The organism is Sulfitobacter sp. 1A15299 (assembly GCF_043556915.1).
Classification (GTDB): domain Bacteria; phylum Pseudomonadota; class Alphaproteobacteria; order Rhodobacterales; family Rhodobacteraceae; genus Sulfitobacter.
In genome coordinates, this window is sequence record NZ_JBIFFJ010000001.1 from 378,647 (window position 1) to 397,926 (window position 19,280).

A 19,280-nucleotide genomic window follows, 5' to 3' on the forward strand; every position below is an offset into this window, starting at 1 on the left:
GCATTCGATCACGCTTTGGGATCGGTGACAGACCGCGCCTTGCCCCGTTCCATCCCCAACTGCCGCTCGCGCCAGATCACCAACGCGCCCGCGCTGATCACCAACGCCGCCCCCGCCAGCATCATCATCGTGGGCAGTTCGGCAAAGAAGACATAGCCCAGCAAAATGGCGAAAAGCATCGAGGTGTAATCATAGGGCGCCAGCATCGAGGCCGAGCCGAAGCGATAGGCCGAGGTGATCAGGATCTGCGCCACCCCGCCGATCAACCCGGCGAGGACCAAGAGGCCAAAGGTTTGCGGATCGGGGATGACCCAGCCGAAAGGCAGGGTGCAAAGCGCCAGCAGGGAGGCGGTGCAGGAGAAGTAGAAGACGATCGCGGCGGTGTCTTCGTTCTGTACCAATTGGCGAATGTGAATCTGCACGAGGCTGCGCACCATTGTCGCCATCAGGATCAGCAACGCGCCGATGGTGGCCGTCTGCTCCATCGTGCCGATGCTGGTGAAACGCGGCCAGAGGATGATCATCACCCCCACCAACCCAATCGCCACGGCACTCACGCGGATCAGACGGATTTTCTCGCCCAGCAACACGGCGGCGAGGATGACGGTGAAAATCGGTGTGGCAAAGCCGATGGCCGTGACCTCGGGCAGGGGCAGCAGGCCGAGGCCGGTAAAGGTCAGCCCCATCGCCGTGGTGCCGAACAGTCCGCGCCAGACATGGCCCATCGGGTTTTGCGTCTTTAGCCCGCTTTTCAGTTTGCCGCGTTGCGCGAGCCAGATCAGGATCACCGGAATGGCAAAGAAGGAGCGAAAAAAGACCGACTCGCCTGCGGGCACTTCGTCGGCCAGCGATTTGATGATCGCGGACATGCAGGTGAAAAGCAGGATCGCCGTGATTTTCAGACCGACACCAAGGGCGGGGCGGGCGGAGAAATCATCGACTTTCATGCTTTGATCCTCACGCCTCGGGGCCGATTATGCCGCGGTTCTGGCCAATCTGTCCGCGATGCAGCAGCAGGTGATCCAGCAGCACGCAGGCCATCATCGCCTCGCCCACCGGCACTGCGCGAATACCGACGCAAGGATCGTGGCGGCCCTTGGTGATGATCTCGGTCTCTTCACCCTGTTTCGTGATCGTGCGTCGCGTGGTCAGGATGCTCGAGGTCGGCTTCACCGCGAAGCGCAGCACCACATCCTGCCCGGTGCTGATCCCACCCAAGATGCCGCCCGCGTGGTTCGAGGAATATTCCGGCCCATCCGGCCCCATGGTGATCTCATCGGCGTTCAATTCGCCCGTCAGCATCGCCGCCGACATGCCCTCGCCGATCTCCACACCTTTGACGGCATTGATGCTCATCATCGCGGCGGCCAGATCGGTGTCGAGCTTGCCATAGACCGGCGCGCCGAGACCCGCAGGCACGCCGCGCGCGGTGACTTCGATGATCGCGCCGACGCTGCTGCCCGATTTGCGCAGCCCGTCGAGGTAGTCGGCCCAGTCGCTGGCCGCCTTGGCATCCGGCACCCAAAAGGGGTTTTGGTCGATCTGGTCCCAATCGAACGCCTCGCGGTCGATCTTATGCGGCCCCATCTGCACCATGTAGCCGGTGATCTGAAGCTTTGGGGCCAGCGCCTTGATCGCCTCCCGCGCCAGACCGCCCGCCGCCACCCGCGCGGCCGTCTCCCGCGCCGAGGAGCGGCCACCGCCGCGATAGTCGCGGATGCCGTATTTCTGGAAATAGGTGATGTCGGCGTGACCGGGGCGGAACTTGTCCTTGATGTCGCCGTAGTCTTTGGAGCGTTGATCGGTGTTCTCGATCATCAGCTGGATCGGCGTGCCGGTGGTGACCCCTTCGAAGGTGCCCGACAGGATCCGCACCGCATCCGCTTCGCGCCGCTGTGTGGTGTATTTGTTCTGGCCCGGTTTGCGCTTGTCGAGCCACTGTTGGATCATGCCCTCGTCAATCGGCACGCCGGGGGGGCAGCCGTCGATGGTCGCCCCAAGGGCGGGCCCGTGGCTTTCGCCCCATGTGGTGACCCGGTAAAGATGGCCAAAGCTGTTGATCGACATGGGCGGACCTCCTGTTGTCAAACCCTTAGCCGGGGCAGCCCCCTGCCTCAAGGGGATTTGCCTTGCCAATTGTGCAGGTCCGATCTACCCCTGACGCTACCTCGGGGGGCCTTTGGGCTGAGATGTGCGTGTCGCGCGGACCCGTTGAACCTGAACCGGTTAACACCGGCGGAGGGAAGGTCAGGACAGACATCCACCTTTTACCTTTCGCCGCAAAAGGAGGATGCAATGAAGTATCTTACACTTGCTGCGGGCCTCATGGGCGCATCAGCCGCATGGGCCGAGACGCCTGAATTGACGGTCTATACCTACGACAGTTTCGTCACCGAATGGGGACCGGGGCCGGCCATCGAAGAGGGGTTCGAGGCCGACTGCGGCTGCGATCTGAAATTCGTTGGCATGGGCGACGGTGCGGCCTTGCTGGCGCGGCTCAAGCTGGAAGGCGCGCGGTCGGACGCGGATATCGTGCTGGGGCTCGACACCAGCCTGATCGCCGCGGCGAAAGAGACCGAATTGTTCGCGCCGAGCGGGTTGCAGGCCGACTATGACCTGCCGATCACTTGGGAAGACGAAGTTTTCGTGCCCTATGACTGGGGCTATTTCGCCTTTGTCCACGGCACCGATCTGGACGCGCCCGGCGATTTCAAGGCGCTGGCCGAGAGCGATCTGAAAATCGTGATCCAAGATCCGCGCTCTTCGACGCCGGGCTTGGGGCTGCTGATGTGGGTCAAAGCGGCCTATGGCGACGCCGCGCCCGAGGTTTGGGCGGGGCTGGCCGATAACGTCGTGACCGTGACAAAGGGTTGGTCCGAAGCCTATGGCCTCTTCCTTGAAGGCGAGGCCGACATGGTGCTGAGCTACACGACTTCCCCCGCCTATCACCTGATCGCGGAGGAGAACGACAGCAAGACCGCGGCGCTGTTTGACGAAGGCCATTACATGCAGATCGAAGTGGCGGGGAAACTCGCCGGGTCGGATCAGCCGGAACTGGCGGATCGGTTCTTGCAATACCTCGTCTCTGATGCCGCGCAATCGGTGCTGCCGACGACCAACTGGATGTATCCCGCCGTGACGCCCGAAGGCGGTCTGCCCGAAGGGTTCGAGGGCATGATCCAGCCCGGCAAGGCGCTTTTGGTGCCGAACGGCGAAGTCCCCGCGCTGCGTGAGGAGGCATTGGGCGAATGGCTGACCGCGCTGTCGCGTTAAGCGGCAAAACGGGGCTTTTCGCCGCCGCGCTGGTCGCGGGGCTGATCCTTGCGGCCTTGGTCGCTGTTTTTACGGCAGCCGATGTGGGTGCAGGGCTTGGTCCGGCGGATTGGGCGGCGGTGCGGTTTACCGTGACGCAGGCGGTCTGGTCGGCGGTGCTTTCGGTGCTGCTGGCCGTGCCGGTGGCGCGGGCCTTGGCGCGGCGGCGGTTCTGGGGGCGTGGCGCGCTGATCATCCTGCTGGGCGCGCCCTTCATTCTGCCGGTGATCGTGGCGGTGCTGGGGCTGCTGACGGTCTTTGGCCGGTCGGGCGTGCTGAACCAATTTGGCGCGGCTCTTGGCCTGCCGCCGCTGTCGATCTACGGGCTGCACGGCGTGGTTCTGGCGCATGTGTTCTTCAACCTGCCGCTGGCGACGCGGCTTTTGCTGCAAGGCTGGCAGAGCATCCCGTCTGAGCGGTTTCGGCTTGCGGGGCAACTCCAGATAACGCCGCGGGCGCTGTTTCTGGCGCTGGAATGGCCGATGCTGCGGCAGGTGCTGCCCGGTGTGGCGGCGCTGATTTTCGTGATTTGCCTGACCAGTTTCGCCGTGGCGCTGACGCTGGGCGGTGGGCCACGGGCGACGACGATCGAACTGGCGATCTATCAGGCCTTTCGGTTCGATTTCGATCTGGGGCGCGCCGCACTGTTGTCGGTGGTGCAGCTTGTGCTCGCGGGGGCTGCGGCGGTGGCGGCGCTTTGGCTGATTCCGCCGATCAGCTTGGGCGGCGGATTGGACCGCCCCCTGCGCCGCTGGGATGCGCGGGGCGGCGCGCAGCGGTTGCTCGACATCACCGTCATCGCGCTCGCCGCGCTGTTCCTGTTGCTGCCGCTGGCGGCGGTGGTTCTGCGCGGGCTGGCGGGGATCGCGCAGCTGCCCGCCTCGGTCTGGCAGGCCACCGGGAATAGCATTCTGGTGGCGGGGTTGAGCGTGGCGGTATTGGCCCTGCTGGCGCTGCCGATGGCAGGCTGGATCGCCACCCGGCGGCGCGGCGGGGTGGAGGCGATTGGCCTGATGGGGCTTGCGGCCTCGCCGCTGATGATTGGCACGGGGTGGTTCATCTTGATCAACCCGGTGCTGGACCCGGCGCGGCTGAGCCTGCCGGTGACCGCTTTGGTCAACGCGCTGATGGCGCTGCCTTTCGTGCTGCGCATTTTGGTGCCGCGGCTGCGCGAAACCTTGCAGGACTATGGCCCGCTGACACAGACCTTCGGCATGACGGGATGGGCGCTGTGGCGGCTGTTGGTCCTGCCGCGTCTGCGCCCACAGCTGGGCTTTGCCGCCGGGCTGACGGGGGCGCTCTCGGTGGGGGATCTCGGCGTGATCGCGCTTTTCGCCGATCAGAATCGTGCGACGCTGCCTTTGCAGATGTACCGTCTGATGGGCGCCTACCGGATGGAGGCCGCAGCGGGCGCGGCGCTGCTTTTGCTGGTCTTGGCGCTGGCGGTGTTTTTCATCTGCGACAAATGGGGGCGCTGGCATGCTGACGCTTGAGGAAACGCGCATTGAGCGGGGCGATTTCAGCCTCGTCGCCGATATGACACTGGCGCAGGGGCGCAACTACGCGGTGATCGGCCCCTCGGGGTCGGGCAAGTCGACCCTGCTGGCGGCAATCTGTGGGTTCGTGCCGGTGGCCGCGGGGCGGCTGCTGCGGGAGGGGGAGGAAATCACGGATCAGCATCCCGGCCAGCGCGGCATGACGATGCTGTTTCAAGACAACAACCTGTTTCCGCATCTCACCGTGCGGCAGAACGTCGGCCTTGGCCTGCGCCCTGACCTGCGGCTGAAAGCGGCGGACCGGGAGGCGGTCGATGCCGCCCTCATGCGGGTGGGGCTCAGCGATCACGCCGCGAAACGCCCCGGGGCGCTGTCTGGCGGACAGCAAAGCCGGGTGGCGCTGGCGCGGGTGTTGGTGCAGGCGCGGCCTTGGGTGCTGTTGGATGAGCCCTTTGCCGCGCTCGGCCCCGCGCTTCGGGTCGAGATGCTGGATTTGGTCCAAGACCTCGCCCGGGAGACCGGGGCGGGGCTGATCATGGTGACCCATGCACCCGACGACGTGCGCCGCATCGCGGATGAGGTGATCTTTGTCGAAGGCGGGCGCGCCCATGCGCCGGGGCCGGCGGCGGAATTGCTCGACAACCCGCCCCCGGCCCTGCGCGCCTATCTCGGCTAGGCGGCGGAAATTTCCGAAATTTCCGCGCCGTTTTCTTTTGAAGAAAACCTCTCCAGCGCTTGGGTCATGCCGAGGGCGGCCTGCGCGGCCTCGCGCCCCTTGGTGACGAAATGGTCGCGGTAGATCGCATTGTGATGATCCGTTTCCTGATAGTGGTGCGGGGTGAGCGAGACCGACAGCACCGGCAGGTCGCAGTCCAGCCCCACGCGCATCAGCCCATCGACCACCGTCTGCGCCACGAAGTCATGCCGGTAAATGCCGCCATCTACCACGAAAGCCGCGCAGATCACGGCGTCATAGCGCCCGGTCTTGGCCAGACGCCACGCCATGAGCGGCAGTTCAAAGGCGCCGGGAACGGCGAAACTGTCCACCTGTGCGGCGTCGATCACTTCGGTAAATCCGTCATAGGCGCGGTCGACGATATCCGCATGCCAGCTTGCACGCACAAAGGCGAAACGGGCGGAACGTTCTTGTGTCATGGTGATCTCCTTTAGGTTCAGACACGTCCACCCAAGGCGATCACGCGCAACGACCGGGGCTTCGCCCCCGTCCTTGTTCGCATTCTCTTTCATCCGGACTGTGACCGTCGGCTCTGGAATTGCACCAGATCTGCTGACACCTTCGGAAAGGCCGCTCGCGGGCTTGCGGGGACCGCTTACCGCCGGTGGGGAATTTCGCCCCGCCCTGAGAATGATGTCAGGTTGCCAAGTTGCACAAGGCTCTGCAATACCAAAACAAACGCATAGGAGACACCATGCACCCCAATCCGATCTACCGCAAAGAGGGCCGCGACCGGAACCTTGCCTTTGCCCGTGACACCGGCTTTGGCGTCTTGGCGATCAACGGGGCTGAGGGGCCGTTGATGGCGCATGTGCCCTTCATCCTGAACGACGCCGGGGATTTGGCCGAGTTGCATCTGGTGCGCTCGAACCCCATCGCGCGGGCGCTGAAAACCCCGCATCCGGTGCGTTTGGCGGTGACTGGGGCCGATAGCTATGTCTCGCCGGATTGGTACGGGATCGAGGATCAGGTGCCGACATGGAACTATGTGGCCGTGCATCTGACCGGCACGCTGGTGCTTCGCCCGGCAGAGGAACTGCCGGATCTGCTGGCACGGCAATCGGCGGTGTATGAGGCGCGGCTGGCCCCAAAGGCCCCGTGGAAGATGGAGAAGATGACCCCCGAGGCGCGGGACAAGATGCTTCGGATGATCGTGCCTTGTCACCTTCGCGTCACCGGAGTCGACGGCACATGGAAGCTGGGACAGAACAAGGATGCGGCCGTGCGTCTCGCGGCGGCGGATCAGATGGCGGCACATGGATTCGGCACGGATCCGGCGGTGATGGCAGCCCTGATGCGCGGGGTGTGATCGCCGTTGCGTCCGGCGCGGCGCCGTTGAATAGTGCGGACAACCAAGGGGGGACTTTACGTGAAACTATTTTATTCTCCAACCTCGCCCTATGTCCGCAAGGTCATGGTGCTGCTGCATGAGACCGGCCAGCTTGACGATGTCGCGCTGGAGCCGACATCGGGCACGCCGCTGGCCCCGGCCGAGGGCTTTGCCGCGCGCAACCCGCTGACCAAAGTGCCCGCGTTGGAGCGGCCAGACGGCTGCACGCTTTATGACAGCCGGGTGATCTGCGCCTATCTGGATGACCGCGCCGGAGCGGGGCTTTACCCCCAAGGTGCAAGCAGGTGGGACACTTTGACGCTGGAAGCCACGGCGGATGGCATCCTCGATGCCGCGCTCGCCATGGTCTACGAAGGCAAGCTGCGCCCCGAAGACAAACGCATGTCTGAGTGGGTCGAGGGCCAGTGGGGCAAGGTCGAACGCGCCTGTAAGACGCTTAACAATCAATGGGCTGCGCATCTGGCCGGGCCTTTGGACATGGGGCAAATCGCACTTGGCTCCGCCTTGGGATATGTCGATTTCCGCCATGGCGCGCGGGATTGGCGTGCCGGGAATCCCGATCTGGCGGCATGGTTCGACGCCTTTGATTCGCGCCCCGCGATGACCCATACCACGCCGCCGCAGTAAGCGCGCCGTAATGATATTGCCACAATCGCGGTATTTTTGCCGCGTTGTGGCGCGGTTGATCCAAGATGCGCGGCTTTGACATCTGGACGGGCGCGGTCCATCCCGGTAGATAGCGGCGAGAAGTCAGGTGGCAAGGTGACGCCACCCCTATGTCTGACGGCCAGATTTGGCCAAGAATTGGAGTAAACCCGTGTCCCAAGCAGAAGAACACGCAGGCACCCGGAGGGATTTCCTGTATTACGCGACAGCCGGTACAGGTGCCGTCGCCGTTGGTGCCGCCGTCTGGCCGTTGGTCAACCAGATGAACCCCTCTGCCGACGTAAAGGCGCTGTCGTCCATTCGCGTGGATGTGTCCGGCGTCGAAGTCGGGACGCAGCTGACCGTGAAATGGCTGGGCAAGCCGGTGTTCATTCGCCGCCGCACCGAGGCCGAGATCAAAGAGGCAAGCGCTGTCGACGTGTCCAGCCTGCCGGACCCCATCGCGCAGAACGCCAACCTTGGCGGTGACGTGCCCGCCACGGACGCCAACCGCGCCTTGGACGAGAACGGCGAGTGGTTGGTTCAGATGGGCGTCTGCACGCACCTTGGCTGCGTGCCCTTGGGTGATGCGGGTGACTTTGGCGGCTGGTTCTGCCCCTGTCACGGGTCGCACTACGATACGGCGGGCCGCATCCGTAAAGGGCCGGCACCGCGCAACTTGCCGGTGCCTGTCGCCGAATTCGTGGATGAGTCCACGATCAAACTGGGTTAAGGGAGCGGAAGAGAGATGTCTGGAATTCCTCACGACCATTACGAGCCGAATTCGAACGGCGAAAAGTGGCTGCACCGCCGCCTTCCCATCGTTGGCCTGTTGTACGACACATTGATGATCCCCACGCCCAAGAACCTGAACTGGATGTGGATCTGGGGCATCGTGCTGACCTTCTGTCTGGCACTGCAAATCATCACTGGCATCGTTCTGGTGATGCACTACACGCCGCATGTCGATCTGGCCTTCGCCTCGGTCGAGCACATCATGCGTGACGTGAACGGCGGCTATATGATCCGCTACCTGCATATGAACGGCGCGTCGCTGTTCTTTATCGCTGTCTATGCCCACATCTTCCGTGGTCTCTACTACGGGTCTTACAAGGCCCCGCGTGAGATCACATGGATCATCGGCATGTTGATCTACCTGCTGATGATGGCCACCGGCTTCATGGGCTACGTTCTGCCTTGGGGTCAGATGTCCTTCTGGGGCGCGACCGTGATCACCGGCCTCTTTGGCGCGATCCCCTTCGTGGGCGAGGGTCTTCAGACCTTCCTCTTGGGCGGGCCTGCCGTGGACAACGCGACGCTGAACCGCTTCTTCTCGCTGCACTATCTGCTGCCCTTCGTGATCGCGGGCCTCGTGGTGCTGCACATCTGGGCCTTCCACACCACCGGCAACAACAACCCCACCGGGGTCGAAGTGCGCCGCACCTCGAAAGAGGACGCCAAGAAAGACACGCTGCCTTTCTGGCCCTACTTCGTGATCAAGGACCTCTTTGCGCTGGCTGTGATCCTGACGTTGTTCTTCGCCGTTGTGGGCTTCATGCCGAACTATCTGGGCCACCCGGACAACTACATCGAAGCCAACGCGCTGGCGACTCCTGCACATATCGTGCCGGAATGGTACTTCCTGCCCTTCTACGCGATCCTGCGGGCCTTCACTTCCGAGGTTTGGGTCGTGCAAATCGCGTCCTTCGTGACCGGTGGCATCATCGACGCCAAGTTCTTTGGCGTGCTGGCGATGTTCGGGGCGATCGCGGTCATGGCGCTGGTGCCGTGGCTCGACACCTCCTCGGTCCGCTCGGGCCGGTATCGTCCGATGTTCAAATGGTGGTTCGCCCTCTTGGTGATCGACTTCTTCGCCCTGATGTGGCTGGGTGCGATGCCCGCGGAGGAGCCCTATGCGACCTTCTCGCTGATCGCAGCAACCTATTGGTTCGCCTATTTCCTCGTCATCCTGCCCCTCTTGGGCGTGATCGAGAAGCCCTTGGCGCAGCCTGAAACCATCGAAGCCGACTTTGATGCGCATTATGCGCCCAAGGCAGGCGGCACCAAGACGCTTGTGAACCCGGCGGAATAAGGATCATGACCATGATGAAGACCAACCTCCTTTCTGCCGTGGTCACTCTGGGCCTCGCCCTGCCGGGAACGGCAATGCTGGCACAGGACACGGCGACGGAAGAAGAACTGCTGACCACTCCGGCGGAAACGCCGGAGGTCGAAGCGGAAACCGCGCCTGCCGAAGAACCGGCAGCGGAAGAAGCACCCGCCGAGGCAGCACCGGCTGAAGCTGACGCGACAGACGCCGAACCCGAGGCCGAAGCGGCCCCGGCAGAGGAACCGGCGGTTGAGGCGGCTCCTGCCGAGGACGCCGCGACTGAAGAAGCCCCTGCTGAAGAGGCTGCGGCCGAAGACGCCCCGGCTGACGAGGTGACCACCGAAGAGGCACCCGCGGAAGACCCAGCGGCAGCGGAAGAGGCTCCGGCCGAAGAGACCGCCGCCGAGGATGCGGCTGACACAGAAGCGCCTGCCGAAGAGGTCGATGCCACGGACGAAGTACAGTCGACCGCCGAGGAAAACGCCGAAAACGAAGTCATCGCAGAGGATGAAGTCGACGGGCAAGCGCATGGCGATGACCCCAATGTCGGTGTGATGGAAACCGATGATCACGGCACGGACGACCATGCCGACGATCACGCGGATGAAGACGGTCACGGTGGGGATTCCCACGCCACACCGCATATCGACGACATCGACTTTTCCTTCGATGGTCCCTTCGGCGGTTACGACGTAAACCAGCTTCAGCGCGGTCTGCAGATCTATACCGAGGTCTGCGCAGCCTGCCACGGTCTGGAATATGTCGCGATGCGGACATTGGCGGACGAAAGCGGTCCGAACATGCCCGAAGAGCAGGTGATCGAATACGCCAAGGGCTATGACGTCTATGACGCCGAGCTGGACGACACCCGCCCCGGCACCCCGGTCGATCACTTCCCCGGCTCCAACCTGCCGAATGCACCGGACCTGTCGCTGATGGCCAAGAAGCGCGCCGCGTTCCATGGCCCCTACGGTCTGGGCATCAACCAGTTCCTCAAAGGGATCGGCGGGCCGGAGTATATCACAGCACTTCTGGCCGGCTACACCGGCGAAGAGAAAGAGCAGGCGGGCACGGTTCTTTATGAGAACACGGTTTTCCCGGGCGGCTGGATCGCCATGGCGCCTCCGCTTTCCGATGGGCTGGTCGAGTTCGCGGATGAGCATGCCAATGACGTGCAGCACATGGCCGAAGATGTCTCTGCCTTCCTGATGTGGACTGCCGAGCCGAAGCTGGGCGCACGCAAACAGGCTGGCTTTGCTGGGGTTGTTCTGCTGGGTCTGCTCTCGGTGCTGCTCTATCTAACCAACAAAAAGCTCTGGGCGCCGGTCAAAAACCGCCGCAAGGACGACTGATCGGGCCACGGCCTTTGAGACATGCGAAGGGCGTCGGGAAACCGGCGCCCTTTTTTCTGACCATGCGAAGTGACGGCGGCCATTTGGCCTAAAACCTCTCGACAGGCTTCGCCCGGTGGCACAGCGGGCATCGCCCTCTCTCCCTCCGGCGGGCGATTTGACACGTTGCAGAATGCGGGATCGTTTCGGGTGTGGCGGACGGTTGGCAGATAGCCTCGTCCGATCGCCCCCCTAGGGAGGGCGTTGTCCTTTGCGCGCTACTGGGGTTGCTCTCAGGCGGTCAACTGCGCGCCGGAAATCCCGGTGATCTCGGCGCGCACGATGTCGCCCTCGACCTGTGGCGCGGCAAAAGTCACCTCGGTGAACTGCGCCGTGCGCCCCATGTGAGGATTCTCCATCAGCACATCGTGCGTTTGCCCCACCTGCGCCTTCAGATGCCGTTGCACCTGCCGTTCGCCAGCGGCACGCAGCCGTGCGGCACGCTCCTTGATCGCAGCACCGTTCACCGCAGGCATCCGCGCCGCGGGGGTGCCGGGGCGGGCGGAGTAGGGGAAGACATGCAGCCAGGTCAGGTCGCATTCCTCGACCAGTTTCAGCGAATTGTCGAACATCGCCTCGGTCTCGGTCGGGAAACCGGCAATGATGTCGGCGCCGAAGGTCATGTCGGGGCGCAGCGCGCGGGCCTCTTGGGCAAAGCGGATCGCATCATCGCGCAGGTGCCGGCGCTTCATGCGCTTGAGGATCATGTCATCGCCATGCTGCAACGACAGGTGCAGATGCGGCATCAGGCGCGGCTCGGTGGCGATGGCCTGCATCAGGTTCTCGTCCACCTCGATCGAATCGATGGAGGAGATCCGCAGCCGCGGCAGGTCGGGCACCAGCTTCAGGATGCGCATCACCAGATCGCCGAGCTTCGGTGTCGCTGGGAGGTCCGCGCCCCAAGAGGTCAGGTCGACCCCGGTCAGCACCACCTCGTTGAAACCCTTGTCCACCAGCCGCTTGATCTGGTCCACCACGACGCCCGCGGGCACCGAACGCGAATTTCCCCGGCCATAGGGGATAATGCAGAAGGTGCAGCGGTGGTCGCAGCCGTTCTGGACCTGCACATAGGCGCGGCTACGGGTGCCGAAACCGTCGATCAGATGGCCTGCCGTCTCGGTCACCGACATGATGTCGTCGACCTGCACGCTCTCGGTCTCGCCGATGAAATCGGCGGCCATGCCCTGCCATGTCGCGCCCTGCATCTTCTCGGTGTTGCCGATCACGGCATCGACTTCGGGCATGGCGTTAAAGGTTTCGGGCTCGGTCTGGGCCGCGCAGCCGGTGACGATGAGCCGCGCCCCGGGATGCGCCTTGCGGAGTTTGCGGATGTCCTGACGCGCTTTGCGCACCGCCTCGGCAGTGACCGCGCAGGTGTTGACCACCACGGCGTTCTCCAGGCCGGCCTGTTCGGCGAGTTCCTTCATCGCCTCGGTTTCATAGGCGTTGAGGCGGCAGCCCATGGTGCTGAAGATCGGGGCGCTCATGTCAGGCTCTCCAAGAACTCGGGGGTGAGGCTGCCGGAGAAGACATGCATCGTCGGCCCGGTCATCCAGACACCGTCTTCGCGCCAGTCGATATGCAGCGTTCCGCCGTCGAGGTCGATGCGCACGGCACGGCCCGTGAGGCCCCGGCGCGCGGCGGCGACGGCGGTGGCGCAGGAGGAGGAACCCGAGGCGAGCGTCACGCCGACGCCACGCTCCCAAACGCGCATACGGATGTGATCCGGGCCGACAATCTGCGCGACTTGCACGTTGGTGCGCTCAGGGAAAAGCGGATCATGCTCGGCGCGGGGGCCAAGATCGGCAAGGTCCACCGCCTCGGCATCCGCGACGAAGAAGGTGCAATGCGGGTTGCCCATCCCGGTCGCTGTCGGGTCGCCGTCGAGCGGCAGATGCAGCGTGTCCATCTCGCGCGCCATTGGCACCTCGTCCCACTTCAGCTGCGGGTGGCCCATGTTGACCGAGGTCAGGCCGCCCCCGGCATCTTTCGCTGCCAGATCGCCGCGCGCGGTGGTCAGATGCAGCGAATCGCGGCCCGTGTCGTCCATCAGATAGCGCGCGATGCAGCGGGTGGCGTTGCCGCAGGCGGCGGAGAGCGAGCCGTCGGAGTTGTAAAAGGTCAGATGCGCGTCGCCCGTGCCGTGCGTGATCACCGCAAGCTGATCGAATCCCACGCCAAATTGCCGGTGCCCGATGGCCTGTGCCATCGCCGGGGTCACGTTGATTTCCTCCGCGCGTGCGTCGAGCACGACGAAGTCGTTGCCAAGCCCATGCATCTTCATGAAGGGCAGTCCGGGGGTCTGATCGCTGTACATTCGGCGCATATAACCCCGGCATGAAAACTAATCCAGCATCTCGCAATATTTTCGTAATTAAGGGCTTGACCCTGCCGCCCGTAATTTCTAGTTACCCGCCTAGTGGGCCGTTAGCTCAGTTGGTAGAGCAACTGACTTTTAATCAGTAGGTCGATGGTTCGAACCCATCACGGCTCACCACTCACCCCCCTCCTTAAATGGTTATGGATCAGGTGTTTGGTGCCGCCCGCGGGCGGATGCGGTCATTCCTGACCGCGCAACCGGGCCGAGCGCCGCCGCAGCGCTTCGAGCACAAAAAGCATCGTCGCCGAGAGCACGACCAGAAGCGTCGCCACCGCCAGAATCGTCGGGTTGATCTGTTCGCGCAGGCCCGAGAACATCTGCCGCGGAATCGTGCGCTGTTCGGGACCGGCGAGGAAGAGCACCAGCACCACCTCGTCGAAGGAGGTGACGAAGGCAAAAAGCCCGCCCGAGATCACGCCGGGGCGAATGAGCGGAATCACCACGTCCCAGAACACTTTGATCGGCGAGGCACCGAGGCTGAGCCCTGCCACGAAGAGCGAGCGGTCGAAGCCGCTGAGCGTCGCGGTGACGGTGATGATGACAAACGGCACGCCAAGCGCGGCATGGGCGATGATCAGCCCGGTGAAGGTGCCCACGAGGTTGAACTGCGTGTAGAAGAAGAACATGCCCGCCGCGATGATGATCAGCGGCACGATCATCGGCGAGAGCAGCAGCGCGGTGATCACCCGTTTGAACGGCATCCAGGGCGAGGCGAGGCCGACCGCCGCCAGCGTGCCCAGCACCGTGGCAATGCTGGCCGCGGCAATGCCGATAAGGAAGGAGTTGCGAATCGCGATGCGCCATTTCTGGTCATCGACGATCTCGTGATACCAGCGGGTCGAATAGGCGTCCGGATCGAGCGAGAGCATGCCTTGGGTGAAGGTGAAGAAGGGCTCGGCATTGAACGACAGCGGCATGATCACGAGGATCGGCAGCATCAGGAAGATCAGCACCAGCCCGGCCATGATGCGCAGGCCGTAATGCCCCGCCTTGTGCCAGATCGTGTAATAGTCGGGCAGTTGGCTCATGGCGTCATCCCAGCTTGAGGTTGTCGGTGCCGACGAAACGGTCGAACAGCCAGTAGAGAACGAGGATCAGGATCAGCAGGAGCGAGCCCAAGGCCGCCGCCAGCTCCCAGTTGTTCGACACCTGCATGTGGAAGGCGATGATGTTGGAGATCATCTGCCCGTCGGTGCCGCCCACCAGCGCGGGCGTGATGTAGTAGCCCACGGAGATGATGAAGACCAAGAGCGCCCCGGCAGAGAGGCCTGGCAGGCTCATCGGCAGGTAGATCTTGTACCACGCCCCAATCGGGTTCGACCCCATGGAGATCGCCGCGCGCATGAAGCTTGCGTCGATCCCGCGCATCACGGCGTAGAGCGGCAGCACCATGAAGGGCAGCAGGATATGGGTCATGGCGAGGATGGTGGAGAACTCGTTGTAGAGAAGCTCGATCGGCTCATTGATCAGCCCCGCCCAGAGCAGCGAGGAATTTACCACGCCCCCGGCCTGTAGAAGCGCGATCCAGGCGGTGGTGCGGACCAGAAGCGAGGTCCAGAAGGGCAGCAGGACAAAGACCATCAGGAAGTTGGCGCGCGCGGGGCTGGCCTGCGACATGTAGAAGGCCAGCGGATAGCCCAGCAGCATTGTCAGCCCGGTGATGATCAGCGCCATCTTCAGCGTCTTGGTATAGAGCTGTTTGTAAATCTGCGTGTCGCGTAGGACGATCTCCCCTTCGGCGTCGTATTCCATATCGACGGCGGTGAGGTAATAGCTCGAGGTATAGACCTGCCCGGCGCTGCGGATCGCGCGCCAGGTGGCAGGCCGGGACCAGCGCTCGTTTTCCTCCAGCAGCATCTGCGCGCCATCGGCGGCAAGCTCGGCATCCTCGGCCCGGCGCAGGCCCCGGGCGGTGGATTTGATGACGCTCGACATGCCGGGCAAGGCGCGGTTGATCTCATCGGCGAACCTGCCGGAGGTGCGGTTGTTTGCCATGCGCTTCATGTCGATAGCCATTTGGGTGATGACCGCCGCATCGGGCAGGGTCTCGCCCTCCCAGTCCTCCAACATGGTCAGCGTCTCGGGCACCAGTTCGGCCACGGTGGGATTGTAGACGCTGCGGAACAGCATCGTGGTGATCGGGGCGACAAAGGCGAAAAGGATGAAGAGCAGCAGCGGCACCACGAAAAGAAACGCTTGCAGGCGGCGCCTGCGCATTTGGCGACGGGCGTTGGCGGCGTCTTGGGAAGTGAGGCTGGACACGCGGTAACTCTTCTATACGGGGTGGGTGCCCCGCGCCCGGTCAGGCGCGGAGCGGGGTGCTTATTGCAGCAGCCATTCGTTGAACTTCTCGCCCAACGTCTCGCCATAGTCGGCCCAGAAGATGCCATCGGCCTTGACGCCTTCGTCAAGATGCGCGGTGGGCAGATCTTGCTTTACGTCCTCGGGCAGCAGCGCTTGGGCAGAGGCACGGGTCGGGCCATAGGCCACGTCCTGCATGCCCGAGAGCGGCACGGTGCCGGTGGCGAATTTGATGAACTCCATCGCCTCTTCTTTCTTCTCGGTGCCCTTCATGATGGCCCAAACGTCGAGGTCATAGATGTGGCTGTCCCAGACGATCTCGAAGGGGGCGCCATCGTCCTTGATCGCGGCGAAGATGCGGCCATTGGCGGATTGCACCATGGTCGCCCCGCCGTCGTTCAGCAGCACGGGGGCCTGCGACCAGCTGTCGTACCAAGTGATGTCGTCCTTGATGGTGTCGAGCTTGGCAAAGGCGCGCTTCTGCCCCTCTTCGGTGGAAAGCACCTCATAGACCTCTTCCGGGGCGACGCCATCGGCCAGCAGCGCCCATTCCATATTGACCTGAGGCCGCTTGCGCAGACCACGTTTGCCGGGGAACGTCTCGGTATCAAAGAAATCTTCGATGGTTTTCGGGCCTTCGCCGTTCTCGGTGTTCACGGCAAAGACGACGGACCAGACGATATTGCCCACGCCGCATTCATTGGCCAGCGCGTCATCGATGAAGTCATCCGCCGCCGGGGTGCCATCGTCGCCATCGGGCAGAACCGATTGGTCGATCACTTCCAGATAGCCCTCGGCACAGGCGCGTTCGAGGTCGATCACTTCGATGTCGACGACATCCCACAGGATGTTGCCCGCCTCGACCTGCGCCTTCATTTCGGCCACGCCGCCGCCGTAGTCTTCGAACAGGATGTTGGTGCCGGATTTGTCCATATAGGGCTGGATCATATGCTCCATCTGCGCGGCGCCATAAGCCCCGCCAAAGGACGTTACCGTCAGATCCTCGGCCAAGGCGGGGCTGGCGATCAGCGCCGCGGTGGCCAGATAACTCAAATGCTTTTTCATCGGTCTCTCCTTGTCATGTCCAGGTTTTATGCGGGGCCCCGGTTTGCCCCCGGTCGCCCTTAATTGGCAAAGGCGATGCAGTCTTTCGTCAGGGACAACAGCTGCGCCGTCGCGCCCTCGTCGAACTCGGGTGCGGACAGGTCGTTGAGCACTTTGACGATAATGTCGGTGCCGTCCGGCAGGCGGAAATAATATCGGATGAAATCGCCCACGTAGATGCGCGTGACAAAGGTCGCCGTCAGCGCGTTGTCATGCGCATGGGTCGTGGGGTGAATGAACAGTTTCTCGGGCCGGATCGAGACGCGGCATTGCGCGCCTTCGGTCAGCCCTTCGGAGGTCTGTGTGGTGATGGTGCCGGTGTCTGTCTCAACCTTGGCGATCTCCCCTTCGATCCGGGTGACACGGCCCTGCACGAAATTGTTCTCGCCGATGAACTCGGCCACGAAGGCATTCACCGGGCGCTCGTACAATTCCGCGGGCGGGGCGCATTGCTGCACCACACCGTCGTTGAAGACGGCGATCCGGTCGGACATCGACAGCGCCTCGGTCTGGTCGTGGGTGACGTAGATCACGGTAAAGCCGATCTGCTTGTGCAGGCGGGTGATCTCGAACTGCATCTGCTCGCGCAGGTTCTTGTCGAGCGCGCCAAGAGGCTCGTCCATCAGGATCAGCGTCGGCTGGAAGATCATCGCGCGGGCCAGCGCCACGCGTTGCCGTTGCCCGCCCGAAAGCTGCCCGGGGCGACGGTCGCCAAAGGCCGAAAGCTCCACCAGCGACAGATACTCGGCCACCCGGTCCTTGATGTCCGCCTTGGGCATTTTGCGCACGCTCAGCGGATAGGCGAGGTTTTCGGCGACAGTCATATGCGGAAACAGCGCGTAGTTCTGGAACACCATGCCGATGTTGCGCTTGTTCGGCGCGGTCTTGTTGATCGACCGGCCATTGATGGCGATATCGCCTGAGGTCACGCTCTCAAACCCCGCCAGCATCATCAACACGGTGGTCTTGCCCGAGCCGGAGGGGCCAAGAAGGGTGATGAACTCCCCCTCCTGCACATCCATGTCGAAACCTTTGACGACGAGATTTTCCTGATCGTAGCTCTTCTTGACGTTATCGAAACGCAGAAAAGTCTCTGCTTTGGTGTCTTTCATTGTGTCGCGGCTCTCCCTGTCGCTTGGGGGAGTTAAGCAGGTGCGATGATTCTAAACAATATGTTGCACCGTTTAAGAGAATCGCGCCCTTCCCCGCGCTTATCGCGTAAGCATCTAGCCCCCTGTGACGGCAAGATCGGCGGCTTTGGCCACGTTCTGCAAGACATTGGTGAGAGGGCACCTATGTAGATAGCTGACCACGCGGGCAGACTGTCCGGCAGGCGAAACCGACCAAAAGGAGAGACCCCCATGGGCAAGCGTATCGCAATCGTAGGGGGCGGCTATCTGGGGGCCGAACTGGCCAAGGCGATGGACGAGATTGCCGAGGTCACCTTGATCGAGCCGCGCAGTCATTTCGTACATGCCTCCGCGATGATCCGCGCCGTGGTGCAGCCCAGTTTGGTCGAGCAATCGCTGATCCCCTATGACCGTTTGTTGAAGCGGGGCCGTGTCGTCGCGGCGCGGGCGACTGGAGTGGATGGCAATGGTGTCACATTGGAGGACGGGACGCGGGTCGAGGCGGATTACATCGTCGTCGCCACCGGCTCGGACTATGCGACGCCGTTCAAACCAAAGGGCGCAGACATCGACGGGCTGCGGGCCGCGAACCAAGAGACGCGGCAGAAGCTGCTGGCGGCCAAGACCGTGGGCATCATCGGTGCAGGCGCTGTCGGGGTCGAGCTAGCCGGTGAGATTGCCCATGCCATGCCCGACAAAAAGATCACCCTGATCACCAAAGACGACAAGCTTTTTGCCGGAAAGCCCGACAGCCTTGGTGCCTCGCTGAGCAGGAAGCTGAAGCGCGCCGGGGTGGAGCTGATCCTCGGCAAGAAGGCCGAAGGGCTCGCCTCCATGACAGAGCCGCACGCGGGCAGCCTCACCCTCGACGGCGGGGCGGCGCGGAGTTTCGACCTGATCTTCCCCGTTTTGGGTGCGCGCGCCGCCTCTGAGTTGTTGAAGAACCTGCCGGGGGCCGAGGTCACCGCCGCGGAGCGGATCAAGACCGACGGCTATCTGCGCCCCTCGACCTTGCCCAATGTCTTTGCCGCGGGGGATGTGGCAGACCCCGGGGACAACATGACCATCGTCGCGGTCAGTCGCCAGTTGCCTTGGCTGAGAAAGACCCTCACCGGGCTGATCACGGGCCGCAAGCTGGCGGATATGAAAACCTATCGCCCTTGGGGCGCGGAGGCGCCACTTCTCCTGCCCTTGGGGCCGATGCGCGGCAATAGCTTTTTGATGCTCTTCACCGCGGGCGATTGGGCGACGCAAAAGATGAAGGGCGCGCATCTCTTCGTATCGAAGTACCAAAAGCTTCTGAACAGGCATTAACCGCAGCCCG

At 63.2% G+C, this 19,280-nt stretch carries 18 protein-coding genes, 1 tRNA gene and 2 riboswitches; of the genes, 10 read left to right on the top strand and 9 right to left on the bottom strand.

Annotated elements, in window-relative coordinates:
- Positions 1–8: 8 nt before the first annotated feature.
- Positions 9–947, bottom strand: coding sequence for a DMT family transporter (locus ACGYK7_RS01780; RefSeq protein WP_394398432.1), 939 nt, complete (start codon positions 945–947; stop codon positions 9–11).
- 10 nt (positions 948–957) lie between these two features.
- A complete protein-coding gene (gene aroC / locus ACGYK7_RS01785) occupies positions 958–2,067 on the bottom strand; it encodes a chorismate synthase (protein ID WP_394398433.1) in 1,110 nt (369 codons plus the stop codon).
- A 92-nt stretch (positions 2,068–2,159) separates the two neighbouring features.
- Positions 2,160–2,261, top strand: a riboswitch (TPP riboswitch).
- A gap of 34 nt (positions 2,262–2,295) precedes the next feature.
- Here aroC and thiB point away from each other — a divergent pair.
- The 3 genes from thiB to ACGYK7_RS01800 are packed head-to-tail and all read left to right on the top strand — an operon-like array spanning position 2,296 to position 5,484.
- Positions 2,296–3,273: a thiamine ABC transporter substrate binding subunit gene (thiB, locus tag ACGYK7_RS01790; RefSeq protein ID WP_394398435.1), complete on the top strand. Its 978-nt coding sequence runs from the start codon at positions 2,296–2,298 to the stop codon at positions 3,271–3,273.
- Positions 3,249–4,805: a thiamine/thiamine pyrophosphate ABC transporter permease ThiP gene (locus tag ACGYK7_RS01795; protein ID WP_394398437.1), complete on the top strand. Its 1,557-nt coding sequence runs from the start codon at positions 3,249–3,251 to the stop codon at positions 4,803–4,805. Before thiB ends, ACGYK7_RS01795 begins: the two co-directional genes overlap by 25 nt.
- Positions 4,792–5,484: an ATP-binding cassette domain-containing protein gene (locus ACGYK7_RS01800; RefSeq protein ID WP_394398439.1), complete on the top strand. Its 693-nt coding sequence runs from the start codon at positions 4,792–4,794 to the stop codon at positions 5,482–5,484. Before ACGYK7_RS01795 ends, ACGYK7_RS01800 begins: the two co-directional genes overlap by 14 nt.
- On the opposite strand, the gene ACGYK7_RS01805 is transcribed toward ACGYK7_RS01800, so the two are convergent.
- Positions 5,481–5,963 carry a 6,7-dimethyl-8-ribityllumazine synthase gene (locus ACGYK7_RS01805; protein ID WP_394398441.1) on the bottom strand — a complete coding sequence of 161 codons (483 nt, stop codon included), beginning with the start codon at positions 5,961–5,963 and terminating at the stop codon, positions 5,481–5,483. The genes ACGYK7_RS01800 and ACGYK7_RS01805 overlap by 4 nt on opposite strands.
- Before the next feature lie 77 nt (positions 5,964–6,040).
- Positions 6,041–6,180, bottom strand: a riboswitch (FMN riboswitch).
- A gap of 58 nt (positions 6,181–6,238) precedes the next feature.
- Between ACGYK7_RS01805 and ACGYK7_RS01810 the strand changes: the two genes are divergently transcribed.
- The 5 genes from ACGYK7_RS01810 (at position 6,239) to ACGYK7_RS01830 (ending at position 11,002) form a co-directional block, all read left to right on the top strand.
- Entirely contained in the window at positions 6,239–6,853 is a 615-nt protein-coding gene (locus tag ACGYK7_RS01810; protein ID WP_394398443.1) for an FMN-binding negative transcriptional regulator, read from the top strand.
- Positions 6,854–6,913: 60 nt separating this feature from the next.
- On the top strand, positions 6,914–7,522 hold the full coding sequence (locus tag ACGYK7_RS01815; protein ID WP_394398445.1) for a glutathione S-transferase: 609 nt from the start codon (positions 6,914–6,916) through the stop codon (positions 7,520–7,522).
- A gap of 190 nt (positions 7,523–7,712) precedes the next feature.
- Positions 7,713–8,273: a ubiquinol-cytochrome c reductase iron-sulfur subunit gene (gene petA, locus ACGYK7_RS01820; protein WP_394398447.1), complete on the top strand. Its 561-nt coding sequence runs from the start codon at positions 7,713–7,715 to the stop codon at positions 8,271–8,273.
- A gap of 15 nt (positions 8,274–8,288) precedes the next feature.
- On the top strand, positions 8,289–9,632 hold the full coding sequence (gene petB / locus ACGYK7_RS01825) for a cytochrome b (protein ID WP_209219596.1): 1,344 nt from the start codon (positions 8,289–8,291) through the stop codon (positions 9,630–9,632).
- A gap of 11 nt (positions 9,633–9,643) precedes the next feature.
- Positions 9,644–11,002, top strand: coding sequence for a cytochrome c1 (locus tag ACGYK7_RS01830; protein WP_394398449.1), 1,359 nt, complete (start codon positions 9,644–9,646; stop codon positions 11,000–11,002).
- Between the two features lie 272 nt (positions 11,003–11,274).
- Here the strand turns inward: ACGYK7_RS01830 and mtaB are convergent, their stop codons facing one another.
- The gene (gene mtaB / locus ACGYK7_RS01835; RefSeq protein ID WP_394398451.1) at positions 11,275–12,528 is read right to left on the bottom strand and encodes a tRNA (N(6)-L-threonylcarbamoyladenosine(37)-C(2))-methylthiotransferase MtaB; all 1,254 of its coding nucleotides are present in this window, start codon (positions 12,526–12,528) and stop codon (positions 11,275–11,277) included.
- A complete protein-coding gene (gene dapF, locus ACGYK7_RS01840) occupies positions 12,525–13,358 on the bottom strand; it encodes a diaminopimelate epimerase (RefSeq protein WP_394398453.1) in 834 nt (277 codons plus the stop codon). The genes mtaB and dapF overlap by 4 nt, the downstream gene beginning before the upstream one ends.
- A 104-nt stretch (positions 13,359–13,462) precedes the next feature.
- Between dapF and ACGYK7_RS01845 the strand changes: the two genes are divergently transcribed.
- Positions 13,463–13,538, top strand: a tRNA-Lys gene (locus tag ACGYK7_RS01845).
- A gap of 62 nt (positions 13,539–13,600) precedes the next feature.
- Here ACGYK7_RS01845 and ACGYK7_RS01850 read toward each other — a convergent pair.
- The 4 genes from ACGYK7_RS01850 to ACGYK7_RS01865 are packed head-to-tail and all read right to left on the bottom strand — an operon-like array spanning position 13,601 to position 17,938.
- Entirely contained in the window at positions 13,601–14,449 is an 849-nt protein-coding gene (locus tag ACGYK7_RS01850; protein WP_394398455.1) for an ABC transporter permease, read from the bottom strand.
- Between the two features lie 4 nt (positions 14,450–14,453).
- A complete protein-coding gene (locus ACGYK7_RS01855; protein WP_394398457.1) occupies positions 14,454–15,683 on the bottom strand; it encodes an ABC transporter permease in 1,230 nt (409 codons plus the stop codon).
- 60 nt (positions 15,684–15,743) lie between these two features.
- Positions 15,744–16,787 (bottom strand): ABC transporter substrate-binding protein, encoded by a 1,044-nt coding sequence (locus tag ACGYK7_RS01860; RefSeq protein ID WP_394398459.1) that lies wholly within the window; start codon positions 16,785–16,787, stop codon positions 15,744–15,746.
- Positions 16,788–16,846: 59 nt separating this feature from the next.
- Positions 16,847–17,938 (bottom strand): ABC transporter ATP-binding protein, encoded by a 1,092-nt coding sequence (locus tag ACGYK7_RS01865; protein WP_394398461.1) that lies wholly within the window; start codon positions 17,936–17,938, stop codon positions 16,847–16,849.
- Between the two features lie 249 nt (positions 17,939–18,187).
- On the opposite strand from ACGYK7_RS01865, the gene ACGYK7_RS01870 reads away from it, so the two are divergent.
- A complete protein-coding gene (locus ACGYK7_RS01870; RefSeq protein WP_394398463.1) occupies positions 18,188–19,270 on the top strand; it encodes an NAD(P)/FAD-dependent oxidoreductase in 1,083 nt (360 codons plus the stop codon).
- Positions 19,271–19,280: the final 10 nt, after the last annotated feature.